Source organism: Cupriavidus sp. WGlv3, assembly GCF_023952475.1.
Taxonomy (GTDB): Bacteria; Pseudomonadota; Gammaproteobacteria; order Burkholderiales; family Burkholderiaceae; genus Cupriavidus; species Cupriavidus phytorum.
Window position 1 is genome coordinate 168,094 of the sequence record NZ_JALHRX010000008.1, and the last position, 19,087, is coordinate 187,180.

General features: G+C 68.6%; 17 protein-coding genes. 12 read left to right on the forward strand and 5 right to left on the reverse strand.

Features of this window, described 5'->3' with window-relative positions:
• Positions 1–22: 22 nt before the first annotated feature.
• Positions 23–1,033 (reverse strand): tripartite tricarboxylate transporter substrate binding protein, encoded by a 1,011-nt coding sequence (locus tag MKD38_RS15715; RefSeq protein WP_252678106.1) that lies wholly within the window; start codon positions 1,031–1,033, stop codon positions 23–25.
• Between the two features lie 25 nt (positions 1,034–1,058).
• Complete coding sequence (locus MKD38_RS15720; protein ID WP_252678225.1) at positions 1,059–2,240, reverse strand: M20 aminoacylase family protein; 1,182 nt, start codon at positions 2,238–2,240, stop codon at positions 1,059–1,061.
• Between the two features lie 159 nt (positions 2,241–2,399).
• Here MKD38_RS15720 and MKD38_RS15725 point away from each other — a divergent pair, with 159 nt between their 5' ends.
• The 3 genes from MKD38_RS15725 (at position 2,400) to MKD38_RS15735 (ending at position 5,000) form a co-directional block, all read left to right on the forward strand.
• Positions 2,400–3,308, forward strand: a complete 909-nt coding sequence (locus MKD38_RS15725; protein ID WP_252678108.1) for a LysR family transcriptional regulator — start codon at positions 2,400–2,402, stop codon at positions 3,306–3,308.
• A gap of 142 nt (positions 3,309–3,450) precedes the next feature.
• Positions 3,451–4,023 carry an AraC family transcriptional regulator gene (locus tag MKD38_RS15730; RefSeq protein WP_240987846.1) on the forward strand — a complete coding sequence of 191 codons (573 nt, stop codon included), beginning with the start codon at positions 3,451–3,453 and terminating at the stop codon, positions 4,021–4,023.
• Positions 4,024–4,097: 74 nt separating this feature from the next.
• Positions 4,098–5,000: a LysR family transcriptional regulator gene (locus MKD38_RS15735; protein WP_252678110.1), complete on the forward strand. Its 903-nt coding sequence runs from the start codon at positions 4,098–4,100 to the stop codon at positions 4,998–5,000.
• A gap of 25 nt (positions 5,001–5,025) precedes the next feature.
• Here the strand turns inward: MKD38_RS15735 and MKD38_RS15740 are convergent, their stop codons facing one another.
• From MKD38_RS15740 to MKD38_RS15750, 3 genes are all read right to left on the reverse strand, one after another.
• On the reverse strand, positions 5,026–6,558 hold the full coding sequence (locus MKD38_RS15740) for a class I adenylate-forming enzyme family protein (RefSeq protein ID WP_252678112.1): 1,533 nt from the start codon (positions 6,556–6,558) through the stop codon (positions 5,026–5,028).
• Positions 6,559–6,635: 77 nt separating this feature from the next.
• On the reverse strand, positions 6,636–7,844 hold the full coding sequence (locus MKD38_RS15745) for an acetyl-CoA C-acetyltransferase (protein ID WP_252678114.1): 1,209 nt from the start codon (positions 7,842–7,844) through the stop codon (positions 6,636–6,638).
• A gap of 40 nt (positions 7,845–7,884) precedes the next feature.
• Positions 7,885–9,198, reverse strand: coding sequence for an acetyl-CoA hydrolase/transferase family protein (locus MKD38_RS15750; RefSeq protein ID WP_252678227.1), 1,314 nt, complete (start codon positions 9,196–9,198; stop codon positions 7,885–7,887).
• A gap of 305 nt (positions 9,199–9,503) precedes the next feature.
• Here MKD38_RS15750 and MKD38_RS15755 point away from each other — a divergent pair, with 305 nt between their 5' ends.
• The 9 genes from MKD38_RS15755 (at position 9,504) to MKD38_RS15795 (ending at position 19,063) form a co-directional block, all read left to right on the forward strand.
• Entirely contained in the window at positions 9,504–10,670 is a 1,167-nt protein-coding gene (locus tag MKD38_RS15755; protein ID WP_252678116.1) for an acyl-CoA dehydrogenase family protein, read from the forward strand.
• Between the two features lie 148 nt (positions 10,671–10,818).
• Complete coding sequence (locus MKD38_RS15760) at positions 10,819–11,163, forward strand: hypothetical protein (protein ID WP_252678117.1); 345 nt, start codon at positions 10,819–10,821, stop codon at positions 11,161–11,163.
• Positions 11,164–11,263: 100 nt separating this feature from the next.
• A complete protein-coding gene (locus MKD38_RS15765) occupies positions 11,264–12,481 on the forward strand; it encodes a TolC family protein (RefSeq protein WP_252678118.1) in 1,218 nt (405 codons plus the stop codon).
• Positions 12,478–13,047: a hypothetical protein gene (locus MKD38_RS15770; RefSeq protein ID WP_252678119.1), complete on the forward strand. Its 570-nt coding sequence runs from the start codon at positions 12,478–12,480 to the stop codon at positions 13,045–13,047. Before MKD38_RS15765 ends, MKD38_RS15770 begins: the two co-directional genes overlap by 4 nt.
• Complete coding sequence (locus MKD38_RS15775; protein WP_252678120.1) at positions 13,047–14,165, forward strand: efflux RND transporter periplasmic adaptor subunit; 1,119 nt, start codon at positions 13,047–13,049, stop codon at positions 14,163–14,165. Before MKD38_RS15770 ends, MKD38_RS15775 begins: the two co-directional genes overlap by 1 nt.
• A 9-nt stretch (positions 14,166–14,174) precedes the next feature.
• Positions 14,175–17,279 (forward strand): efflux RND transporter permease subunit, encoded by a 3,105-nt coding sequence (locus MKD38_RS15780; RefSeq protein ID WP_252678121.1) that lies wholly within the window; start codon positions 14,175–14,177, stop codon positions 17,277–17,279.
• A gap of 52 nt (positions 17,280–17,331) precedes the next feature.
• A complete protein-coding gene (locus tag MKD38_RS15785; protein WP_252678122.1) occupies positions 17,332–17,718 on the forward strand; it encodes a hypothetical protein in 387 nt (128 codons plus the stop codon).
• A gap of 86 nt (positions 17,719–17,804) precedes the next feature.
• A complete protein-coding gene (locus tag MKD38_RS15790) occupies positions 17,805–18,689 on the forward strand; it encodes an SDR family NAD(P)-dependent oxidoreductase (protein WP_252678124.1) in 885 nt (294 codons plus the stop codon).
• Between the two features lie 188 nt (positions 18,690–18,877).
• Positions 18,878–19,063 (forward strand): hypothetical protein, encoded by a 186-nt coding sequence (locus tag MKD38_RS15795; RefSeq protein WP_116296542.1) that lies wholly within the window; start codon positions 18,878–18,880, stop codon positions 19,061–19,063.
• Positions 19,064–19,087: the final 24 nt, after the last annotated feature.

Below are 19,087 nucleotides of genomic sequence, written 5' to 3' on the forward strand. Positions count from 1 at the left end.
TGCCGCCGCGCCTGGCTGTGCCTCAGGCAGCGTTGGTCTTGCGGCCGACGCCCTGGATCAGCTTGTTGACGCGCGCCAGGTACTGCTCGAACATCCGGTTCGCCTGTTCCTGGCTGTCGATCGGCTGCAGCACGGTGCGGCCCTCGGCTTCAAGCCTGGTGCGGATCTCCGGCTTGGCCAGCGCTTCGCCGATGGCCTTGCGCAGCACCGCCACGCGCTCTGCCGGCGTGCCCTGCCTGACGAAATAGCCGCCGCCGATGGTGTATTCGAAATCCGGCACCAGCTTGCTCTGTGAAATCAGCGGGACCGACTTGAGCGCGGGCGGCAAGGCGCGCGAGAAGCTGGTCAGTATCTTCAGCCGGCCCTGCTGCTGCATGCTGTCGAAGCTGGACTGGTAGGGCAGGATGGCGAAGTCCACCTCGCCGCCGGCAAGGCCCTGCAGCGCCGGCGCGCCGCCCTTGTAGGGCACGTGCAGGAACGGCACGCCCAGGCGCGCGGCCAGCGCATCGCCCATCAGGTGATAGATCGAATCGATGCCGACGGTGGCGTAGGTCAGCGACTTGCCCTTGGCCTGCCGCGCGAACTCGATGAACTTGTCGAGGCTGTCCACGGCGATGCCGTTGCGCACCATCAGCACGATATTGGCGTCGCTGATCGGCGCGGCCAGCAAAAAGTCCTGCGGCTTGTAGCGTGCCGCGGGGTTCAGCAGCGGCGCCAGGAACACCTCGTTGATCGAGCCATGGAAGAAGGTGTAGCCGTCGGCCGGCGCGGCCAGCACCTTGTTGGCGCCGATCAGCCCGGTGCCGCCGCCGTAGTTCTCTACCACCACCTGCTGGCGCACGCTCTTGCTGATCGATTCGCCGAAGATGCGCGCCGACGCGTCGCTGGCGCCGCCGGCGGGATAAGGCACCACCAGCGACAGGGCCTTGGCGGGAAAGGCATCGGCCGCAAACGCCGGCAGGCCGGAAAGTACGGAAGCACCGGCGGCAAGGCCGGCGTGTTGCAGGAAGCGGCGGCGGTTCAGGATAGCCATGGGGTTGTCTCCTCGGTTTCTATTTTCAGGCCAGATAGCTTTGCGCCAGGTGCGCCCAGAATGCGGCGCCGACCGGCAGGGCCTTGTCGTTGAAGTCGTACAGCGGGTTGTGCACCATGCAGCCGCCGTCTTCGCCCAGGCCGTTGCCCAGCCGGATATAGGCGCCGGGCCGATGCTCCAGCATGTAGGCGAAGTCTTCGCTGCCCATCACGGGCGGGCGCTCGACCACGTTGTCCGTGCCCACCAGCCGGAGCGCGGCCTGGCGCGCGAACTCGGTCTGCGCGGCGTGGTTGACCAGCACCGGGTACTTGCGCTCGTAGACCACCTCGGCCTGCAGCCGGAAGCTCTGCGCCTGGGCCGTGACGAAGGCCTGGATGCGCTCTTCGACCAGCGTGCGCACGCGCGGGTCGAGCGTGCGCACGCCGATCTTGATGGTCGCGGTGTCGGGCACCACGTTGTAGGTGCTGCCGGCCTGCAGCGCGCCGACGGTGATGACCGCCGACTTGAGCGCGTCGATCTCGCGGCTGACGATCGATTGCAGCCCCAGCACCATGCTGGCCGCGCCCTGCATCACGTCGATGCCATGGTGCGGCATGGCGCCGTGCGCGCCGCGTCCGCGCAGCGTCACCGTGGCCCGGTCGAACGAGGCCATGGCGGGGCCGGTGATGACGCCGATCTGTCCCACCGGCATTCCCGGCGAGTTGTGCAGCGCGTACACCTCGTCGCACGGGAAGCGCTCGAACAGCCCGTCCTCGAGCATGCGCAGCGCGCCGCCTTCGTTTTCTTCGGCCGGCTGGAAGATCAGGTTCAGCGTGCCGTTGAAATCGACCGACTCGGCCAGATAGCGCGCGGCACACAGCAGGATCGCGGTGTGGCCGTCATGGCCGCATGCATGCATCTTGCCCGCGATGGTGCTGGCATAGTCCAGGCCGGTCTGTTCCTGGATCGGCAGCGCATCCATGTCGGCGCGTATGCCCAGCGCCTTGCTGCCGTGGCCCTTGCGCAGCGTGCCGACCACGCCGGTGGTGCCCAGGCCGCGATGCACGGCATAGCCCCATGCCGCGAGTTGCTCGGCGACGAGGTTGCTGGTCTGGCGCTCTTCGAAGGCCAGCTCCGGATGCGCGTGGATCCTGCGCCGGATCGCGACGAACTCCGGCGCGAGGGTCTGGATGGATCGCTGCAGGTCGGCGGGCAAGGTATCGGTCATGGGGGCAGGGGGAGCGTGGTGGTCCACTGCATTCTCTCCGCACCCGCGCGCCGAAACCATGACAACGGTAGCGACAAATCGTTGTATAAAATGCAACGATAAGAGATCGTGGCGCGGCCGGTACCACACCGTGGCGCGCCGCCAGGTGGAGACCAAGAGATGGAAGACGTGCTGGACCGCAAGCGGGCGCTGTGCCTGCTGCAGATCATCGAGACCGGCTCGGTACGCGGCGCCGCCGAAGTCCTGGAACTGGACCCCTCGGTGGTCAGCCGGGCCGTGGCCAAGCTGGAGCAGGACACCGGACTGACGCTGCTGGAGCGGCGCGGACGCGGCGTGGTGGCCACCGACGCGGGGCGGCTGCTGGCGCTGTTTGCCCGGCGCCAGCAGGACCTGAACGACACCTTCGTGGCCGAAGTGAACAACCTGAAGAACGCCCAGCGCGGCCATGTCGAACTGTCCTTTGGCGAGGGCTTTGTCGACCTGGTGCTGGAACCGGTGCTGCAGGGCTTCCTGCGCAAGCACGCCGACGTCACCTGCAGCATCCAGGTGGCGGGCACCGACGAGACCGTGCGCCTGCTGCTCGAGGACCTGGCCCATATCGGCTTCGTGTTCCAGCCGCCCGACGATGCGCGGCTGCACTCGCACTACTCGCGGCTGTCGCCAATCCGCGCGCACGTGCACAAGGACCATCCGCTGGCACGGCGTCGCCGCGCGCTGACGCTGGCCGACCTGGCGCAGCACCAGGGCGCGTTCCTGGCGGGGTCGTTCGGCGTGCGCAAGCACGTGCAGGCGGCCGAGCTGGACGAGCACATCACGCTCAAGCCGATGCTGGTCACCAACTCCTTCAAGGTGCTGTGGGAGTACGCTGCGATGGGGCTGGGCTATATCCTGACGGCGCGCTCGGTGCCGCTGAAGGAACCGCAACTGCGGCAGCTGGTGTCGCTGCCGCTGGCCAATCCCATCCTGAACAACAGCCGCATCCACATCCTGACCCGTGCCGGCCGGCACTTGTCGCCGGTCGCCGACGGCCTGCTGCGGCACCTGGTCAAGGCGTTTCCGGCGGCCTGAACGCGCACCGGCACCGGCATGCGGCAGCGGCGAACGGAGTGTTCGGGAATGGCAGAGGCGCGCGGGCCGGATTGCGGCGATCATGCAGCTTGATCCTGTCCGCCATTCGCGCTCCGCCATGCATGTCCATCTGCAGTCTTCCATGCACGCCAGCCTGCAGCAGCTGTTGCTGGCGTTTCCGCTGTCGGTCGGCGCCGAGCGCGGCAGGGTGGTGGTCCGGCGGCGCGGCTACGAACGGGTGCTGCTGGCCGGCCAGCAGGCCACCCTCGAGCCGTTCGAGGCGTTTGCGCTGCGCCTGGATGGCAGCAGTGCCCAGCCGGCCGCATGCACGCTGGAGCTGCTGGGGCTGACCCCGGCGCAACCCTCCGAATGCCTGCATCACCGCATTGCCAAGCGGGTGTTCCTGCAGCCGCAGTACGCCTGGAACGCAGCCTTTATCGCGGAACGGCTCGGCATGTCGGCGGCGCAGTTGCGCCGCGCGCTGTTCGCGCAGGGGACCGCGCTGACCGACCTGTGCCGCACGCAACGGCTGATGCGGCTGCTGTTCGACGTCATGGCGGGCGAAGCGGGCCTTGCCGAGGCCAGGCGCCGGGTCGGCTGGCCGGCCGGCGGTGATCTGGACAGCGCATTCTATGATCGCTTCGGCGTCTCGCTGGAAGCGGCGCGAAGGCTGGCCGGCGGGCGCGCCATGCCGCGGCAGCGCTCGGTCGCGTGAATCGCGGCGCGGCTCAGGGGTGTTCCATGACGCGGTTTGCGCGATAATCCGCCGCTACGCCCGGGAATGATGTCATGCGCTTTGATCTGGTCGACCTGAAACTGTTCACGCATATCGCGGAGGCACAGAGCCTGACCGGCGGTGCGCAGCGCTCGCACCTCTCGCTGGCCGCGGCCAGCACGCGCATCAAGAACCTGGAGGAACACGTCGGCGTCAAGCTGCTGAGCCGCAGCAGCCAGGGCGTGAAGGTGACCGGTGCGGGCGAGACCCTGCTGGCCCATGCGCGCCGCGTGCTGCGCCAGCTGGAGCAGCTCAGCGGCGACCTGCAGGAATACGCGGCGGGCGTCAAAGGCCACGTGCGCGTGTTCGCCAACACCACCGCCATGAGCGAGTTCCTGCCGGCGGTGCTGCGCAGCTACCTGGTCAGCCATCCGGACGTGACCATCGACATGCATGAACGGCTCAGCCCGGATATCGTGCGCGCGGTGCTGGAGGGCATCGTCGATATCGGCATCATCGCCGGCAACGTGCGCACCGAAGGGCTGGAGGTCATGCCATACCGGCGCGACCGGCTGGTGCTGGCGACCGCGCTGAGCCATCCGCTGGCCGAGCGCGGGCGCGTGGATTTTATCGATACGCTCGACTACGACTTCATCGGCCTGCCCGAAGACAGCGCCATCCACAACTTCCTGAAGCGCGCCGCGGCGGACCTGCAGCGCACCCTGCGCTGGCGCGTGCAGGTCAGCAATTTCGAGACCGCGTGCCGCATGGTCGAGGCCAATGTCGGCCTGGCCGTGCTGCCCGAGACCACCGCGCGCCGCCATGCCAGGGCCATGGCGCTGCGCATCGTCCAGCTCGACGACGAATGGGCCGAGCGCCAGCTGCAGATCTGCGTGGCCGACCTCGACGCCTTGCCGCTGTTCGCACGCAAGCTGGTGGACCTGCTGGTGGAAGACGGGCAGGGGCGCCAGGACTGAAGCAGCACCGCCGCACGCCTGCGCGCTACGCCTGGCCCGCGAGCGACTGCCGCAACTGGTGCTTGAGCAGCTTGCCGCTGGCCGTGGTCGGCATCGCCGCCACGCGCACGATGCGCTCGGGGCGCTTGTAGGGCGACAGGCGCCCGACCAGGTAGTCATGTAACGCCGGCGCGTCGAAGCGCTCGCCCTCGCGGATTTCGACGAAGGCGATCACTTCCTCGTTGCCGTCCGCGGCGGGCTGGCCGATCACGGCCGACACGCGCACCGACGGATGCGTGTTGAGCACCGATTCGACTTCGATCGGGTAGACGGTGAAGCCCGAACGGATGATCAGGTCCTTGGTGCGGCCGACGATAAACAAGGCGCCGTCGGCATCCAGCCGGCCGATATCGCCAGTGTTGAGCCAGCCACCGGGGCGCAGCGCTGCGGCGGACAGTTCGGGCGCGCGGTAGTAGCCGCGCATCACGCCCGGCCCGCGGATCCAGAGTTCGCCGGGCTGTCCCGGCGGCACCGGCTTGCCGTCGGGCCCGACCACCTGCAGGTCCGCGCCCGGGACGATCTCGCCCGCGGCGCAATCGGCGCGCGGCCGGTCCATGCGCGTCACGAACATCGATCCTGCGTATTCGGTCATGCCGTAGCCGTGGTGCAGCGGCTGGCCGAATACTGCCTCGACATCGCGCTTGAGCGTGGGGTCGAGCGGGCCGCCACCGGTGTAGAGATAGCGCAGGCGCGGCGACGGCTGCAAGGGCGCGCCGGTGGCCCGCACGTGGGCCAGGATGCGGCTGAACATGGTCGGCACGCCCTGCAGCAGCGTGATCGCGCCGCCGCGGATCGCCGCGGTCAGGTCCGCCGCGTTGAAGCGCGCGCACAGGTACAGGCTGGCGCCGGCGTGCAGCGTCGACACCAGCAGCGTGCCCAGCCCGAATACATGCGAGATCGGCATCACCGCGTAGGCGCAGTCGTCCGGCTGCATGCGGCGCGAGGCCACGGTCACGTCGGCAAAGTGCAGCAGGCCGCGGTGAGTGACCATCACCCCCTTGGGCTGTCCGGTGGTACCCGAGGTGTAGATCAGCGCGGCCACGTCGCGCGCGAGCGCTTCGGGCTCGCGCATGGCGGTGGCGTCGACGGCGCCGGCCATCAGCGGGCCCAGGCCGACCGGGGCAATTTCGCGGGCGCGGTAGCGCACGCCGTGGCGCAACGCATCCGGCGACGCCGCGTGGGTGAACAGCATCAGCCGCGGGTGGCAGTGGGCGCGGATCACCTCGATCTCGCGCTCGGACAGGCGCGCGTTGACGACCACCGGCCATGCGCCCAGCTCCGCCAGGGCGAACACCAGCGTGACCACCGCCAGGCAGTTTTCGGCCACCACCAGCACCCGGTCGCCGCTGCCCACGCCGTGCGACTGCAGGTAGCGCTGCGCATCCTCGATGCCGGCCCACAGCTGCGCATAGGTGGTGCTTCGGTCTTCTTCGATGACGGCGACATGGCCGGGCGTGTGCGCGGCCCAGTGGCGCGGGATGTCGCTGATGCGGGTGAGGGGGGCTCGGTCCGGTGGCATGTTTAGGGCGTCGTTGTGCGGGGCAAAGCGTGCGGCGTGCGTGCGGCAAGCACAGGCTCCACGCCGCCGCTGCGGCATCAATAGCGTTCGAACACCGCGGCAATGCCCTGGCCGCCGCCGATGCACATGGTTTCCAGGCCGTAGCGGCCGCCGCGGCGCTGCAATTCGTGCAGCAGCGTGGCCAGGATGCGCACGCCGGTGGCGCCGATCGGATGGCCCAGCGAGATGCCCGAGCCGTTGACGTTGAGCTTGTGCTCGATCGCGTCCTGGTCCTGCCAGTCCCAGCCCTTGAGCACGGCCAGTACCTGGCAGGCGAAGGCCTCGTTCAGCTCGACCAGGTCCATCTGGTCCAGCGTCAGGTTCAGGCGCGCCAGCAGCTTCTTCACCGCCGGCACCGGGCCGATGCCCATGTGCGAAGGCTCGCAGCCGGCAGCGGCCCAGCCCACCAGCGAGGCCATCGGGGTCAGGCCGAGTTCGGCGAGCTTGTCCTCGGCCACGATCAGGCAGGCGGCCGAGGCATCGTTCTGCTGGCTCGCATTGCCCGCGGTGACGGTGCCGTTCGGCATCAGCACGCGCAGCTTGGCCAGGCTGTCGAGTGTGGTCTGCGGACGGAAGCCTTCGTCGCGCGTGAACGCCACCGGCTCGCCCTTGCGCTGCGGCACCTGCACCGGGACGATCTCGGCGTCGAAGCGTCCGGCCTCCCACGCCGCCGCGGCGCGCTGGTGGCTGCGCACGGCAAAGGCGTCGGCATCCTCGCGGCTGATGCCGTAGTCGCGCGCCAGGTTCTCGGCGGTCTCGATCATGCCGGAGATCTTGCCGAAGCGCTCCACCGGCTGCGAGCGTTCGCGGCCGCGGTCGAGCCGGTCGAAGAAGCGCACGTTGCCGGAGCGCGCGCCCCAGCGCATATCGGTGGTGTAGTACTCGATATTGCTCATGCTCTCGACGCCGCCCGCGATCACCACGTCGGCGGCGCCGCTCTGCACCATCATCGAGGCCGTGACGATGGCCTGCAGGCCGCCGCCGCAGCGGCGATCCAGCTGCATGCCCGGCACTTCCACCGGCAGGCCGGCCTGCAGCGCCGCCCAGCGGCCCACGCACGGCACTTCGCTGTTGGCGTAGGACTGGGCGAAGACGACGTCGTCGATGCGCGCCGGGTCGATGCCGCTGCGTTCCACCACCGCGCGCACGGCGGTCGCGGCCAGTTCCTCGACCGGAACCGGACGCAGGCTGCCGCCGAAGGTGCCGACGGGGGTGCGAAGGGGGGTGACGATTGCAGCTCTGCGCATGGAAGTCTCCTTGGAATTCGGTATCGGGTGAACCATCAAGTTAGTCGGTGGGCGCCATTCCGGGAAGGTTGGGAAGGGCGACGAAGGCCGCGCCGCACTGGCGCAGCAGCGCATGGGCCTGGCGCTCCAGGTCGGCGCGGTGTTCGGGGGCAGCGATGTCCAGCATGCGGCGCACGCGCTGCGACAGGGTCTGGCCGCGCAGGTCGGCGACGCCATGCTCGGTCACGATCAGCCCGGCATCGGCGCGCGGCGTGCTGACCGGGCCGGACAATTGCGCGACGATGCGGCTCGCGCCCTTGGCGGTGGCGGGCAGTGCCACGATCGGCAGGCCGCCGCGGCTGCGCGCGGCGCCGCGCAGGAAATCCACCGCGCCGCCGACCGCGCCGACATAGACGCCGGCGGCCACTTCGGCATTGACCTGGCCGGTCAGGTCGACCTCGATCGCCGCATTGATCGCGGTGAGCTTGTCCACGCTGGCAAGCACTTCGGGATGGTGGGTATAGGCGGTTTCGCGCAACTGCAGCCGCGGGTTGCGATGTGCCCAGCGCCGCAGCCGCTCGCTGCCCATCAGGATGCCGCCGATGCCGATGCCGGTATCGATGCTCTTGCGTGCGTTGGTCAGCACACCGGCCTCGGCCAGCGCGGCAATGCCGTCGCCCACCGCGCCGCTGTGCAGCCCCAGGTCGCGGCGGTCATGCAGCGCCGCCACCACCGCCTCGGGCAGGTTGCCGATGCCCATCTGCAGGGTCGCGCCGTCTTCGATCCAGCCGGCGATATGGCGGGCGATGGCTCGTTCGGCCAGGCCAGGAGCGCCGCGCTCCAGGCTGATCGGCGGGCACTCCGCTTCGACCCGCAGACCAATCTGTTCGGCGGTGAGATAACGGCTGCCGTGGGTCCACGGCACTTCGGGGTTCACTTCGGCAATGATCACGCGGGCCCGGTCGAGCGCGGCGGGAAGGTACTCGTGCACCAGGCCCAGGCTGTGGCGCCCCTGTTCGTCAGCGGGCGAGACCTGCACCAGCACCACGTCCGCGCGCAGTGTGCCGTGCCGGATCAGCCCCGGCAGGTGCGAATAATGGCTCGGCACGATGTCGAGCACGCCCGCGCCGGCGAGCCGGCGGTGCGGCCCGCTGGCGGCATAGCCGAAGAAGTCGATGACGTCGGCCTGTTCCGGCTGCAGCGTGTCCGACTGGCCGATGCCGACGAAGACGCTGAAGCGCCCGCCGCGCGCGATGGCATGGCGATGCGCCACCAGCGCGCGCGTCAGCGTCAGCGGCTCGGCGGTGGCTTGTCCCCACCAGAGGTGGTCGCCGGGGCGGATCAGGGTTTGCAGTCGGGAGGCCAGGTCGTGCATGTCCACGGGGAAACGTTCGGTCGGCACGCGGCCGGACATAGGGCGGCGGGGGCCGGATAGCCCGAAGCATGTCGCCAAAGCCGCGTTTGCGCTATTCGACAATGCCAATGGCCGGCTTTGGCGATTGCGAAACTGGTGAACGGCCTGAAGGAGGCGCCGCCTGCCCCGACTTAAGCCGCGTGGAAGGCGCGCTTTCGAAATCGCTGATTGTCCCGCCGGCCGAACGCCGCGACCATTGCGGCTATCACGCGGCGTGGGCCATCCGCCACGCCGCCACAGACACAGACCGACTGCAAGGCAGCGCCATGATCGAACAGACCCTCTCGAACAATTTCCACGAAATCCGCGATGCCATCCGTGCGCTGTGCGCGGAGTTTCCCGACGAGTACTTCCGCAAGGTCGATGAACAGCGCGCCTATCCCGAGGCCTTCGTCAACGCGCTGACCGCTGCCGGCTGGCTGGCGGCGCTGATTCCGCAGGAATACGGCGGCTCCGGCCTCGGGCTGACTGAAGCCTCGGTCATCATGGAAGAGATCAACCGTTGCGGCGGCAATTCCGGCGCCTGCCACGGCCAGATGTACAACATGGGCACGCTGCTGCGGCACGGCTCCCAGGCGCAGAAGGAAAAGTACCTGCCGAAGATCGCCTCGGGCGAATGGCGCCTGCAGTCGATGGGCGTGACCGAGCCCACCACCGGCACCGACACCACCAAGATCAAGACCTCGGCGGTGAAAAAGGACGGCCGCTACGTCGTCAACGGCCAGAAGGTGTGGATCAGCCGCGTGCAGCACAGCGACTTCATGATCCTGCTGGCGCGCACCACGCCGCTGGCCGAGGTGAAGAAGAAGAGCGAGGGCATGTCGATCTTCATGGTCGACCTGCACCAGGCGCAGAAGCAGGGCCTGACGGTGCGCCCCATCCCCAACATGGTCAACCACGAGACCAACGAGCTGTTCTTCGAGGACCTGGAGATCCCCGAGGAGAACCTGATCGGCGAAGAGGGCAAGGGCTTCAAGTACATCCTCGATGGCCTCAATGCCGAGCGCACCCTGATCGCCGCCGAGTGCATCGGCGACGGCTACTGGTTCATGGACCGGGTCACGAAGTACGTGAAGGAGCGCGAAGTGTTCGGCCGCCCCATCGGCCAGAACCAGGGCGTGCAGTTCCCCATCGCCGAGTCGTTCATCGAACTCGAGGCGGCCAACCTGATGCGCTGGAAGGCCTGCGAGCTGTTCGACAAGCACGAGTCCATGGGCGCGCAGGCCAACATGGCCAAGTACCTGGCCGCCAAGGCCAGCTGGGAGGCCGGCAACGCCTGCCTGCAGTTCCACGGCGGCTTCGGCTTTGCCTGCGAATACGATGTCGAGCGCAAGTTCCGCGAGACGCGCCTGTACCAGGTAGCGCCGATCTCGACCAACCTGATCTACTCCTTCGTCGCCGAACACGTGCTGGGCCTGCCGCGGTCTTTCTGAGCGGCATGGCATCAGGGTCGACCGGCTTGCCTGCGCTCCTGCCGGATGTGAACGGCGTCAATGCGTTTCGGGCGGCGCTTACGGCATTCGGCGCCACGGCCTCGCGCCGGTGCCGGCAGGTCGGGTAGAATCCCGCCCTATGTCGCGCATGATTGCCTTGCTCCTGATGCTGATCCTGCCGCTGCAGGCGTTGGCCGCAGCGCAGCGGCAGCTCGCGCACTCCGCCGGCTTGCCGCCGGACCACATGGCCGCGCACGCCGAGCACATTCCGCATCACCATGATGAGGACGGCGAGATCGCCTTCGACGATTCCGCGGCCTCGGCTTCGCACCAGCTCGACTTCGACTACGGCACCCACTTCCAGGCGCCATTGCCGGCCGGCATGGTGCCGCCGCTGACGCTGCAGACGCAGCGCGAGCCGTTGTTCCTCGGCGGCCGCATCCCCGACCCTGGCGGCAGTCCCCCGTTACGCCCCCCTCGCGCGCCCGCCTGACGGCGGGGCACTGATCTGCTGATTGCCTGCCGTGGCGCAAAGCCTTTGCGCCGCGCCCCGCCGCATTGCCTGTGTTGTCGCAATCTGCGTTGGGGATTCCATGCACAAGTTCTTTATCTCCGTGGTGGCATCGGCGTTGCTGATGCCCGCGGCCCATGGCCAGTCCGCGCCGGCCGATCTGCGCGCGCTGTTCGATGCCGCCTGGGAGCGCTCCGTCGCCTTCCAGGCCACCGAGGGGCGGCGCCTGGAGGCGGCGGCCAGCCGGGTCCAGGCCGACGCGCTGATCGCCGGGCCGCCCACGCTCGGCCTGCTGCACCGTGACGACCGCTGGACCGAACGGCGCGGCCTGCGCGAGAGCGAGGTCCAGCTGGGCGTGCCGGTGTGGCTGCCAGGGCAGCGCGCGGCACGCGGCGAGCTGGCCGACGCCCATGCGGCCGAGGCCGAGGCCGGCGCTGCACTGGCGCGACTGAATCTTGCCGCCGAAGTCCGCGAACGCGTCTGGCAACTGGCGGCCGTCGAAGACGAGCGCGAGGTGATGCAGCGCCGCGCCGGCATCGCCGCGTCGCTGCGCGACGATGTACGCCGGCGCGTCAACGCCGGCGACCTGGCGCGCACCGACCTGCTGCTGGCGCAGCAGGACGACCTGGCGGCACAGGGCCTGCTCGCCGACAGCGAGGCCCGCGTGGTCGAGGCGAAGGCGCGGCTGCTGCAAGCCACCGGCGTCTCCGCGTTGCCGCTACGGTACGACGAAACGGCGGCGCCGGCGGCAGACCCTGCGGGCCATGCCGTCACCCATCCTCGCCTGGAAGCGGTGCAGCAGGCCGTGTTGCGCAGCGAACGCCAGCTGGGCTACCTGCGCAAATCGCGCCGCGACCCGCCCGAAGTCGGCGTGATGTACCGCAATGACCGGGCCGGCGGCGGCATGCCCGGCGACCAGACCGTCGGCCTGTTCGTCAGGATCCCGTTCGCCACGGATGCGCGCAACCTGCCGCGCGAAACCGCCACGCAGACGGAGCTGATGGCAGCGCGGGCCGAGCTCGCGCGCACCGAACGCAACGTCCGCGCCGAGATCGACGCGGCGCAGGCCGCGCTGCGGCTGGCCGAACAGCAGCTCGGCCTTACGCAAGAGCGCAGCGCCACGCTGTCCGAACGGGCGGCGCTGCTGCGCAAGACCTTCAATGCCGGCGAGATCGGCTTGCCGGAAGTGCTGCGCGCACAAAACCAGGCGCTGGAAGCCGAGGCCGACCTCGCGCGCCAGCGTGCCCGTCGCGGCATCGCCATTGCCACCCTCAACCAGGCGCTCGGAGTCCTGCCATGATCCGCCAGTTGTTTCTTGTCCTGTTCCTGACGCTCGCGCTCGACGTGCCGGCAGCGCACGCCGGCCCCGGTGCCCACGGCCCCGATGGCGAGCACCTGGACGCGCCCGCCGACACCGGCGCGGCGGCTCATTCCCAGCCGACCATCGAAGCCCATACGGAGGCGTTCGAACTGGTGGGCACCCTTGCCACGGACGAACTCTCCGTCATGGTCGACCGCTACGTCACCAACGAGCCGGTGCTCGACGGCACGCTCGAGGTCGAGTTCGACGGCATCAAGGCCCCGGGCAAGCTGCACGCCGATGCCGGCGACTATGCCTTTACCGACGAGAAACTGCTGCAGGCATTGCGCCGGCCCGGCCAGCATGCGCTGGTGTTTACGCTCGTCACCGGCAACGAGTCGGACCTGATCGAAGGCACCCTGAACGTTGCCGCGGACGAACGCGACCACGGCATGGCGTGGTGGCAGGCGCGCTGGCCGTGGCTGGTCCTGCTCGCGGCGGTCGTGGCAGCAGGCGCCTGGGGCGTGAAGCGCCGCGTTGGCAAAAGGAAAGGAGGCACGGCGTGATGAAGACCACCAAAGTCGCAACCCTGGCGGTCGCGCTGGCCGCCTGGACCACCATGCCGGCGCTGGCCGGGCCCGGCGCGCACGGCCCGAACGGGGAACACCTCGATGCACCGGCCGCGGTGTCGGGCAGTGGCCTGGCCCGGCTGCCAGACGGCAGCGTCCAGGTGCCCAAGCTGGCCCAGCGCCGCATGGGCATACGGACCGCGATGCCGCAGCAAGCCGCGCACCCGGTGACCGTCGAACTGAACGCCGTGGTGGCGATCGATCCGAACGCGGGCGGGCGCCTGCAAGCGGGCCACCCGGGCTGGATCGAACCGCCGCCGGGCGGCTTCCCGGTGCTGGGGCAGCGCGTCAGCAAGGGCCAGGCGCTGGCCGTGCTGCGCCACAAGAGCGAGCCCTTTGACATCGGCAACCAGCAGGCGCAGTTCGCCAACCTCAGCGCCAGCCTGAAGCTGGCGCGGCAGCGGCTGCAGCGGCTGGAGTCGCTGACGGACAGCATCCCGCGCAAGGAAATCGAAGCGGCCCGCGCCGAGGTCCAGAGCCTGTCCGGCCAGCGCGATGCGGTCGGCAAGAGCCTGCACCAGACCGATACGCTGACCGCGCCGGCCAGCGGCGTGATCGCCAGCGCCAATGTGCTGGCGGGGCAGGTGGTTGCCGCCGCAGACGTGCTGTACGAGGTGGTCGATCCCGCCCGCCTGCTGATCGAGGCCAGCAGCGCGGACAGTTCGCTGGCCAACCGCATCAAGGGCGGTGCGCTGGCCAGCGGCACCGGCGGCAAGCTGGAATTCGTCGGTGCCGGCCGCAGCCTGAAGAACGGCGCGGTGCCGCTGACATTCCGTCTGACCGCCAACGACGTGCCGCTGGCCGTCGGCCAGCCCGTGACGGTGGTCGCCACGCTCAGCGATAACGTCCAGGGCATCGCCCTGCCGAGCGAGGCGCTGGTGCGCAACGCCAGCAACCTGCCGGTGGTGTGGATCAAGTCCGGCACGCAGCGCTTTATCGCGCAGCCGGTCGAGGCGCGCGTGCTCGATGCGCGCACCGTGGTCGTGGTCCGCGGACTGTCGCCGGAGAACCGGGTGGTGGTGTCCGGCGCGGCGCTGATCAACCAGATCCGCTGAGGGGCGCGCATGTTCAACTGGATCGTTCGCGCCAGCCTCGGCAACCGGCTGCTGGTACTGGCCTTCGCCCTGATCCTGATGGTCTACGGCGGCCTCACCGCATGGCGCACGCCGGTCGATGTATTTCCGGACCTGAACAAGCCGCTGGTGACCGTGATTACCGAAGCGGGCGGCATGGCGCCGCAGGAAGTCGAGCTGCTGGTGTCGTTCCCGATCGAGACTGCGTTGAACGGCATGCCCGGCGTCACGCGGGTCCGCTCGGTGTCCGGCGTCGGCCTGTCTATCGTCTACGCCGAATTCGACTGGGGCAGCGATATCTACCGCAACCGCCAGCTCGTGTCGGAGCGGCTGGCGCTGGTGAAGGAGCAGTTGCCGGGCGGAATCACGCCCATCCTAGGGCCGGTCTCGTCGATCATGGGCGAGATCATGCTGATTGCCTTGCCGATCGATCCGGCCCGGGCCAGCCCGATGCAGGCGCGCGAGTATGCCGACTTCGTGCTGCGCCCGCGCCTGCTGTCGGTGCCCGGCGTGTCGCAGGTGATCCCGATCGGCGGCGAGGTGCGGCAGTTGCGGGTCGAGCCCGATACCGCGCGCATGGCGCAATTCGGCGTGGCGCTGGCGCAGGTGCAGGGCGCCTTGCAGGACTTCGCCGCCAATACCAGTGGCGGCTTCATCGACCTGAACGGCCGCGAATACCTGATCCGCCATCTCGGCCGCACCAACCGCCTCGACGACCTCAAGGGCGTTGCGGTCGCCTACAAGGACGGCGCGCCGGTGCTGCTGGAGCAGGTGGCCGGCGTGCGCTACGCCGCTGCGCTCAAGCGCGGCGACGCCGGTTTCAACGGCAAGCCCGCGGTGATCGTCAGCGTGCAGAAGCAGCCCGCGGCCGACACCGTGCGCCTGACGCGCGACCTGGAAGCCGCGCTTGGCGAACTGAAGCAGGGGCTGCCGCAGGGCTTGTCCGCGCCGCAGGTGCTGTTCCGCCAGGCCGACTTTATCGAAGCCTCGATCGGCAACGTGGTCGAGGCGCTGCGCGATGGCGCCATCATGGTGACGGTGATCCTGTTCGCCTTCCTGCTGAGCGCGCGCACCACCGCGATCTCGCTGGTGGCGATACCGCTGTCGCTGGCGGTGTCCGCGCTGGCTTTCCACCTGCTGGGCCAGTCGATCAACGTGATGACGCTGGGCGGCCTGGCCATCGCCATCGGCGAACTGGTCGACGATGCCATCGTCGACGTCGAGAACATCCAGCGCCGGCTGCGGCAGCGCGCCGCCATGGACGACCCGCCATCGGTGCTGGAGACGATCTGGCGCGCCTCGATCGAAGTGCGCTCCGGCATTGTCTATGCCACGCTGGTGGTGGTGCTGGTGTTCGTGCCACTGTTTGCGCTGCCGGGTATCGAAGGGCGGCTGTTCGCGCCACTGGGGATCGCCTACATCGTATCGATCCTGGCGTCGATGCTGGTGTCGATGACGGTGACGCCGGTGCTGTCGTACTACCTGCTGCCGCGGATGAAGCGGCTCGAGCATCCCGACAGCCGGCTGGTGGCGTGGCTCAAGCGGGTCGATGCCCGCATCCTGGACTGGTCATTCCCGCGCGCGCGGGCAGTGCTATCGGTAGCCGCGGTGGCGGCCGTGCTGGCGGCCGTCACCGTGCCGTGGCTGCCGCGTGCCTTCCTGCCGGGCTTCAACGAGGGCTCGATGGTGATGTCGCTGATGCTCAATCCCGGCACCTCGCTGGCCGAAGCCAACCGTATCGGCGCGCTGGCGGAAACGCTGATCCGGCAGGTGCCGGAAGTGACCCGGGTGGGCCGCCGCACCGGCCGCGCCGAACTGGACGAACATGCCGAGGGCGTGCATGCCTCCGAGATCGACATCGACCTGAAGCCCTCCGTGCGCAGCCGCGAGCAGGTGATGGCCGCGATCCGCGCGCAGCTTGCCGGGCTGCCGGCGTCGGTGGCGATCGGCCAGCCCATTTCGCATCGGCTCGATCACCTGCTGTCCGGCGTGCGGGCGCAGATCGCGCTGAAGATCTATGGCGATGACCTCGATACGCTGCGTGGCCTGGCGGAGAACGTGCGCGGGCGCCTGGCCACGATCCCGGGCCTGGTCGATATCACGGTCGAGCGCCAGGTGCTGATTCCGCAGGTCAATGTGCGGCTCGACTATCGCAAGGCCGCGCAGTACGGCATCCCCGCCGGCGAGGCGCTGAAGGCGCTGCAGACCTTGTCCGACGGCACGCGCGTTACCCAGCTGATCGACGGCGTGCGCCGCCACGACCTGGTGGTGCGCCTGGCCGATAGCGGCCGTACGCCGCAGGACCTGTCCCGCATCATGCTGGATTCGCCGCGCGGCGCGGTGCCGTTATCCGCCATCGCCGACGTCGAGGAGGGCGACGGCCCCAACCAGATCGGCCGCGAGAACGGCCGGCGCCGCATCGTGGTCTATGCCAATACCGACGGCTCCGATATGTCGAAGATCGTCGGCGCAGTGCGCGAAGCGGCGGCGCGTGCCGGACTGCCTGGCGGCTATTTCGTCAGCATCGAAGGCCAGTTCCAGGCGCAGGAGCAGGCCACGCGGCGCATCGTGTTGCTGTCGCTGGTGTCGCTGGCGCTGATCTACCTGGTGCTTTACTCGCGCTACCGCTCGTCGACGCTGACCCTGGTGATCATGGCCAATATCCCGTTCGCCTTGATCGGCAGCGTGATCGCAATGTGGCTGGCGGGGCTGAGCCTGTCGGTGGCGTCGATGGTCGGCTTTATCACGCTGACCGGCATTGCCACGCGCAACGGCATCCTGAAGGTCAGCCACTATATCAACCTGTGCCGCTTCGAAGGCGAGACCTTCGGCATCCCGATGATCGTGCGCGGCTCGCTCGAGCGGCTGACGCCGGTGCTGATGACCGCGCTGGTCGCGGCCTTCGCGCTGGTGCCCTTGCTGGTGTCGGCCGATGCGCCCGGCAAGGAAATCCTGCATCCGGTGGCGGTGGTGATCTTCGGCGGGCTGGTCAGTTCGACCCTGCTGGATTCCGTGCTGACGCCGCTGGCGTTCTGGCTGTTCGGGCGCCGCCCGCTGCAGCGCATCCTGTCACAGCAGCCGGAGGATACGTATTGATTCAGGGCTTTGGCAGCGGCGCCCCCAAGCCGCTGCAGCAACGGAGTAAACGATGAAGAAACAGATCTCGGCCATGGTGTTTGCCGGCAGTCTCGCACTGTCCGGGTTTTCCGGCGTAGCCATGGCGCACGGCGCCAAGCCCGCGCAATACGGCGGCATCGTGCAGGTTGCCAGCGACCTGCAGTTCGAACTGGTGAACCGGGATGGCGCGGTCACGATTTATGTCGACGACCATGACAGGAAGCTGCCCGTGGCCGGTGCCAGCGGCAAGCTGACGGTGCTGACCGGCACCCGCAAGACCGAAACGGCGCTGAACCCCGGCGCGGACAATGCACTGGTCGCGGCCGACAAGCTGCAACTGCAGGCCGGCTCCAAGCTGGTGGCGACGATCCGGTTTGCGGACGGCAAGACCGTCACGGCGCGCTTTGTGGCGAAATGACGGGCGCTCCCTTGACTCTGTGCATTAACCGGCAACACTTAATGAATCGCCTGTTTCAAAAACCTTCATGCTGAGCAGGAGGCGCCATGGACCGTCGCAAACTCATTCTGAACGGTGCGCAACTGGGCGCCAGCCTGGTCATGGCGCCGCTGCTGACCGTCGCTGCCGCGATGGCGCAACCCGCGTCCAGTCCCGCTACAAAGTCCGCCGTGACGCCCGCTCAACGAAGCCGCGGACGTAAGTCCCGCATCTTCATCACTGGCTCGTCCGACGGACTCGGCCATGCCGCGGCACGGACGCTGCTCGGCGACGGGCATGAGGTGGTGGTGCACGTTCGCTCCCAGGCGCGGCTGCCCGCCGTCAGGGAGCTTGTGGAGCAGGGTGCCATCGCAACCATCGGCGATCTTTCCGACCTGAAGCAGACACGGGACCTGGCCCGGCAGGTCAACGCCATTGGCACGATGGACGCGGTGATCCACAACGCGGGGATCCTGTCAGGGCCCCAGGTCCTGATGGTCAACGTCGTCGCGCCGTACCTGCTCACGGCGCTGATCCGGCGCCCCAGGCGGCTGATCTACCTGAGCAGCAGCATGCACAAGGGTGGCCGGACGAGTCTTGACGGCATCGACTGGTCCGGGCGTACCGGCACAGCTGGCTATTCGGAAAGCAAGCTTTTCATCACGACCCTGGCGGCAGCCGTGGCGCGGCTGTGGCCCGACGTCTACAGCAACGCAGTCGATCCGGGCTGGGTTCCCACCAAGATGGGGGGTGCGAATGCGCCGGACGACCTTCGGCTGGGACATCTGACCCAGGAGTGGCTGGCTACCAGCAACGATCCGCGGGCGCTGATCAGCGGCGGGTATTGGTACCACCAGCGGTTGCAGGAGCCGCACGCCCTCGTCCGCGACACGAAATTCCAGGATCGGTTGCTGGGCGAACTGGCCCGCGTGACAGGAACAAGACTGGTTTGATGCCAAGACCCGGCGATCGAGCGTTCGAGCCTCGGCCTTAATCGTCACACAGTCCACCGGGAAGTATTTCATCCGGCACAGCTTGTGGTGTCCCAGCATACGTACTTTCACCTAATGCTGCATTGCGACAATTCTTTTGCTACAATCAGGGAAAACCCCATGAGGGTAATCCCGAAAGGAAGGACGCCATGAACACCCAATCCGATATCAAGCTGACCGATCAACTGGAACGCCAACTCATCGAGCGCGAGCTCGGCACGCAAAGCCTGGGCTTCGCCCACGACGTGAAGCGGGCCATCGCCGCCGTGCAGTCGGTGATCGAGCGCCTGCAAAGCCAGGCCCGCCAGGCCAAGGTGGCCTACGCCAACGGCTGATCGCTGGCGACAGCAGTACGGTAG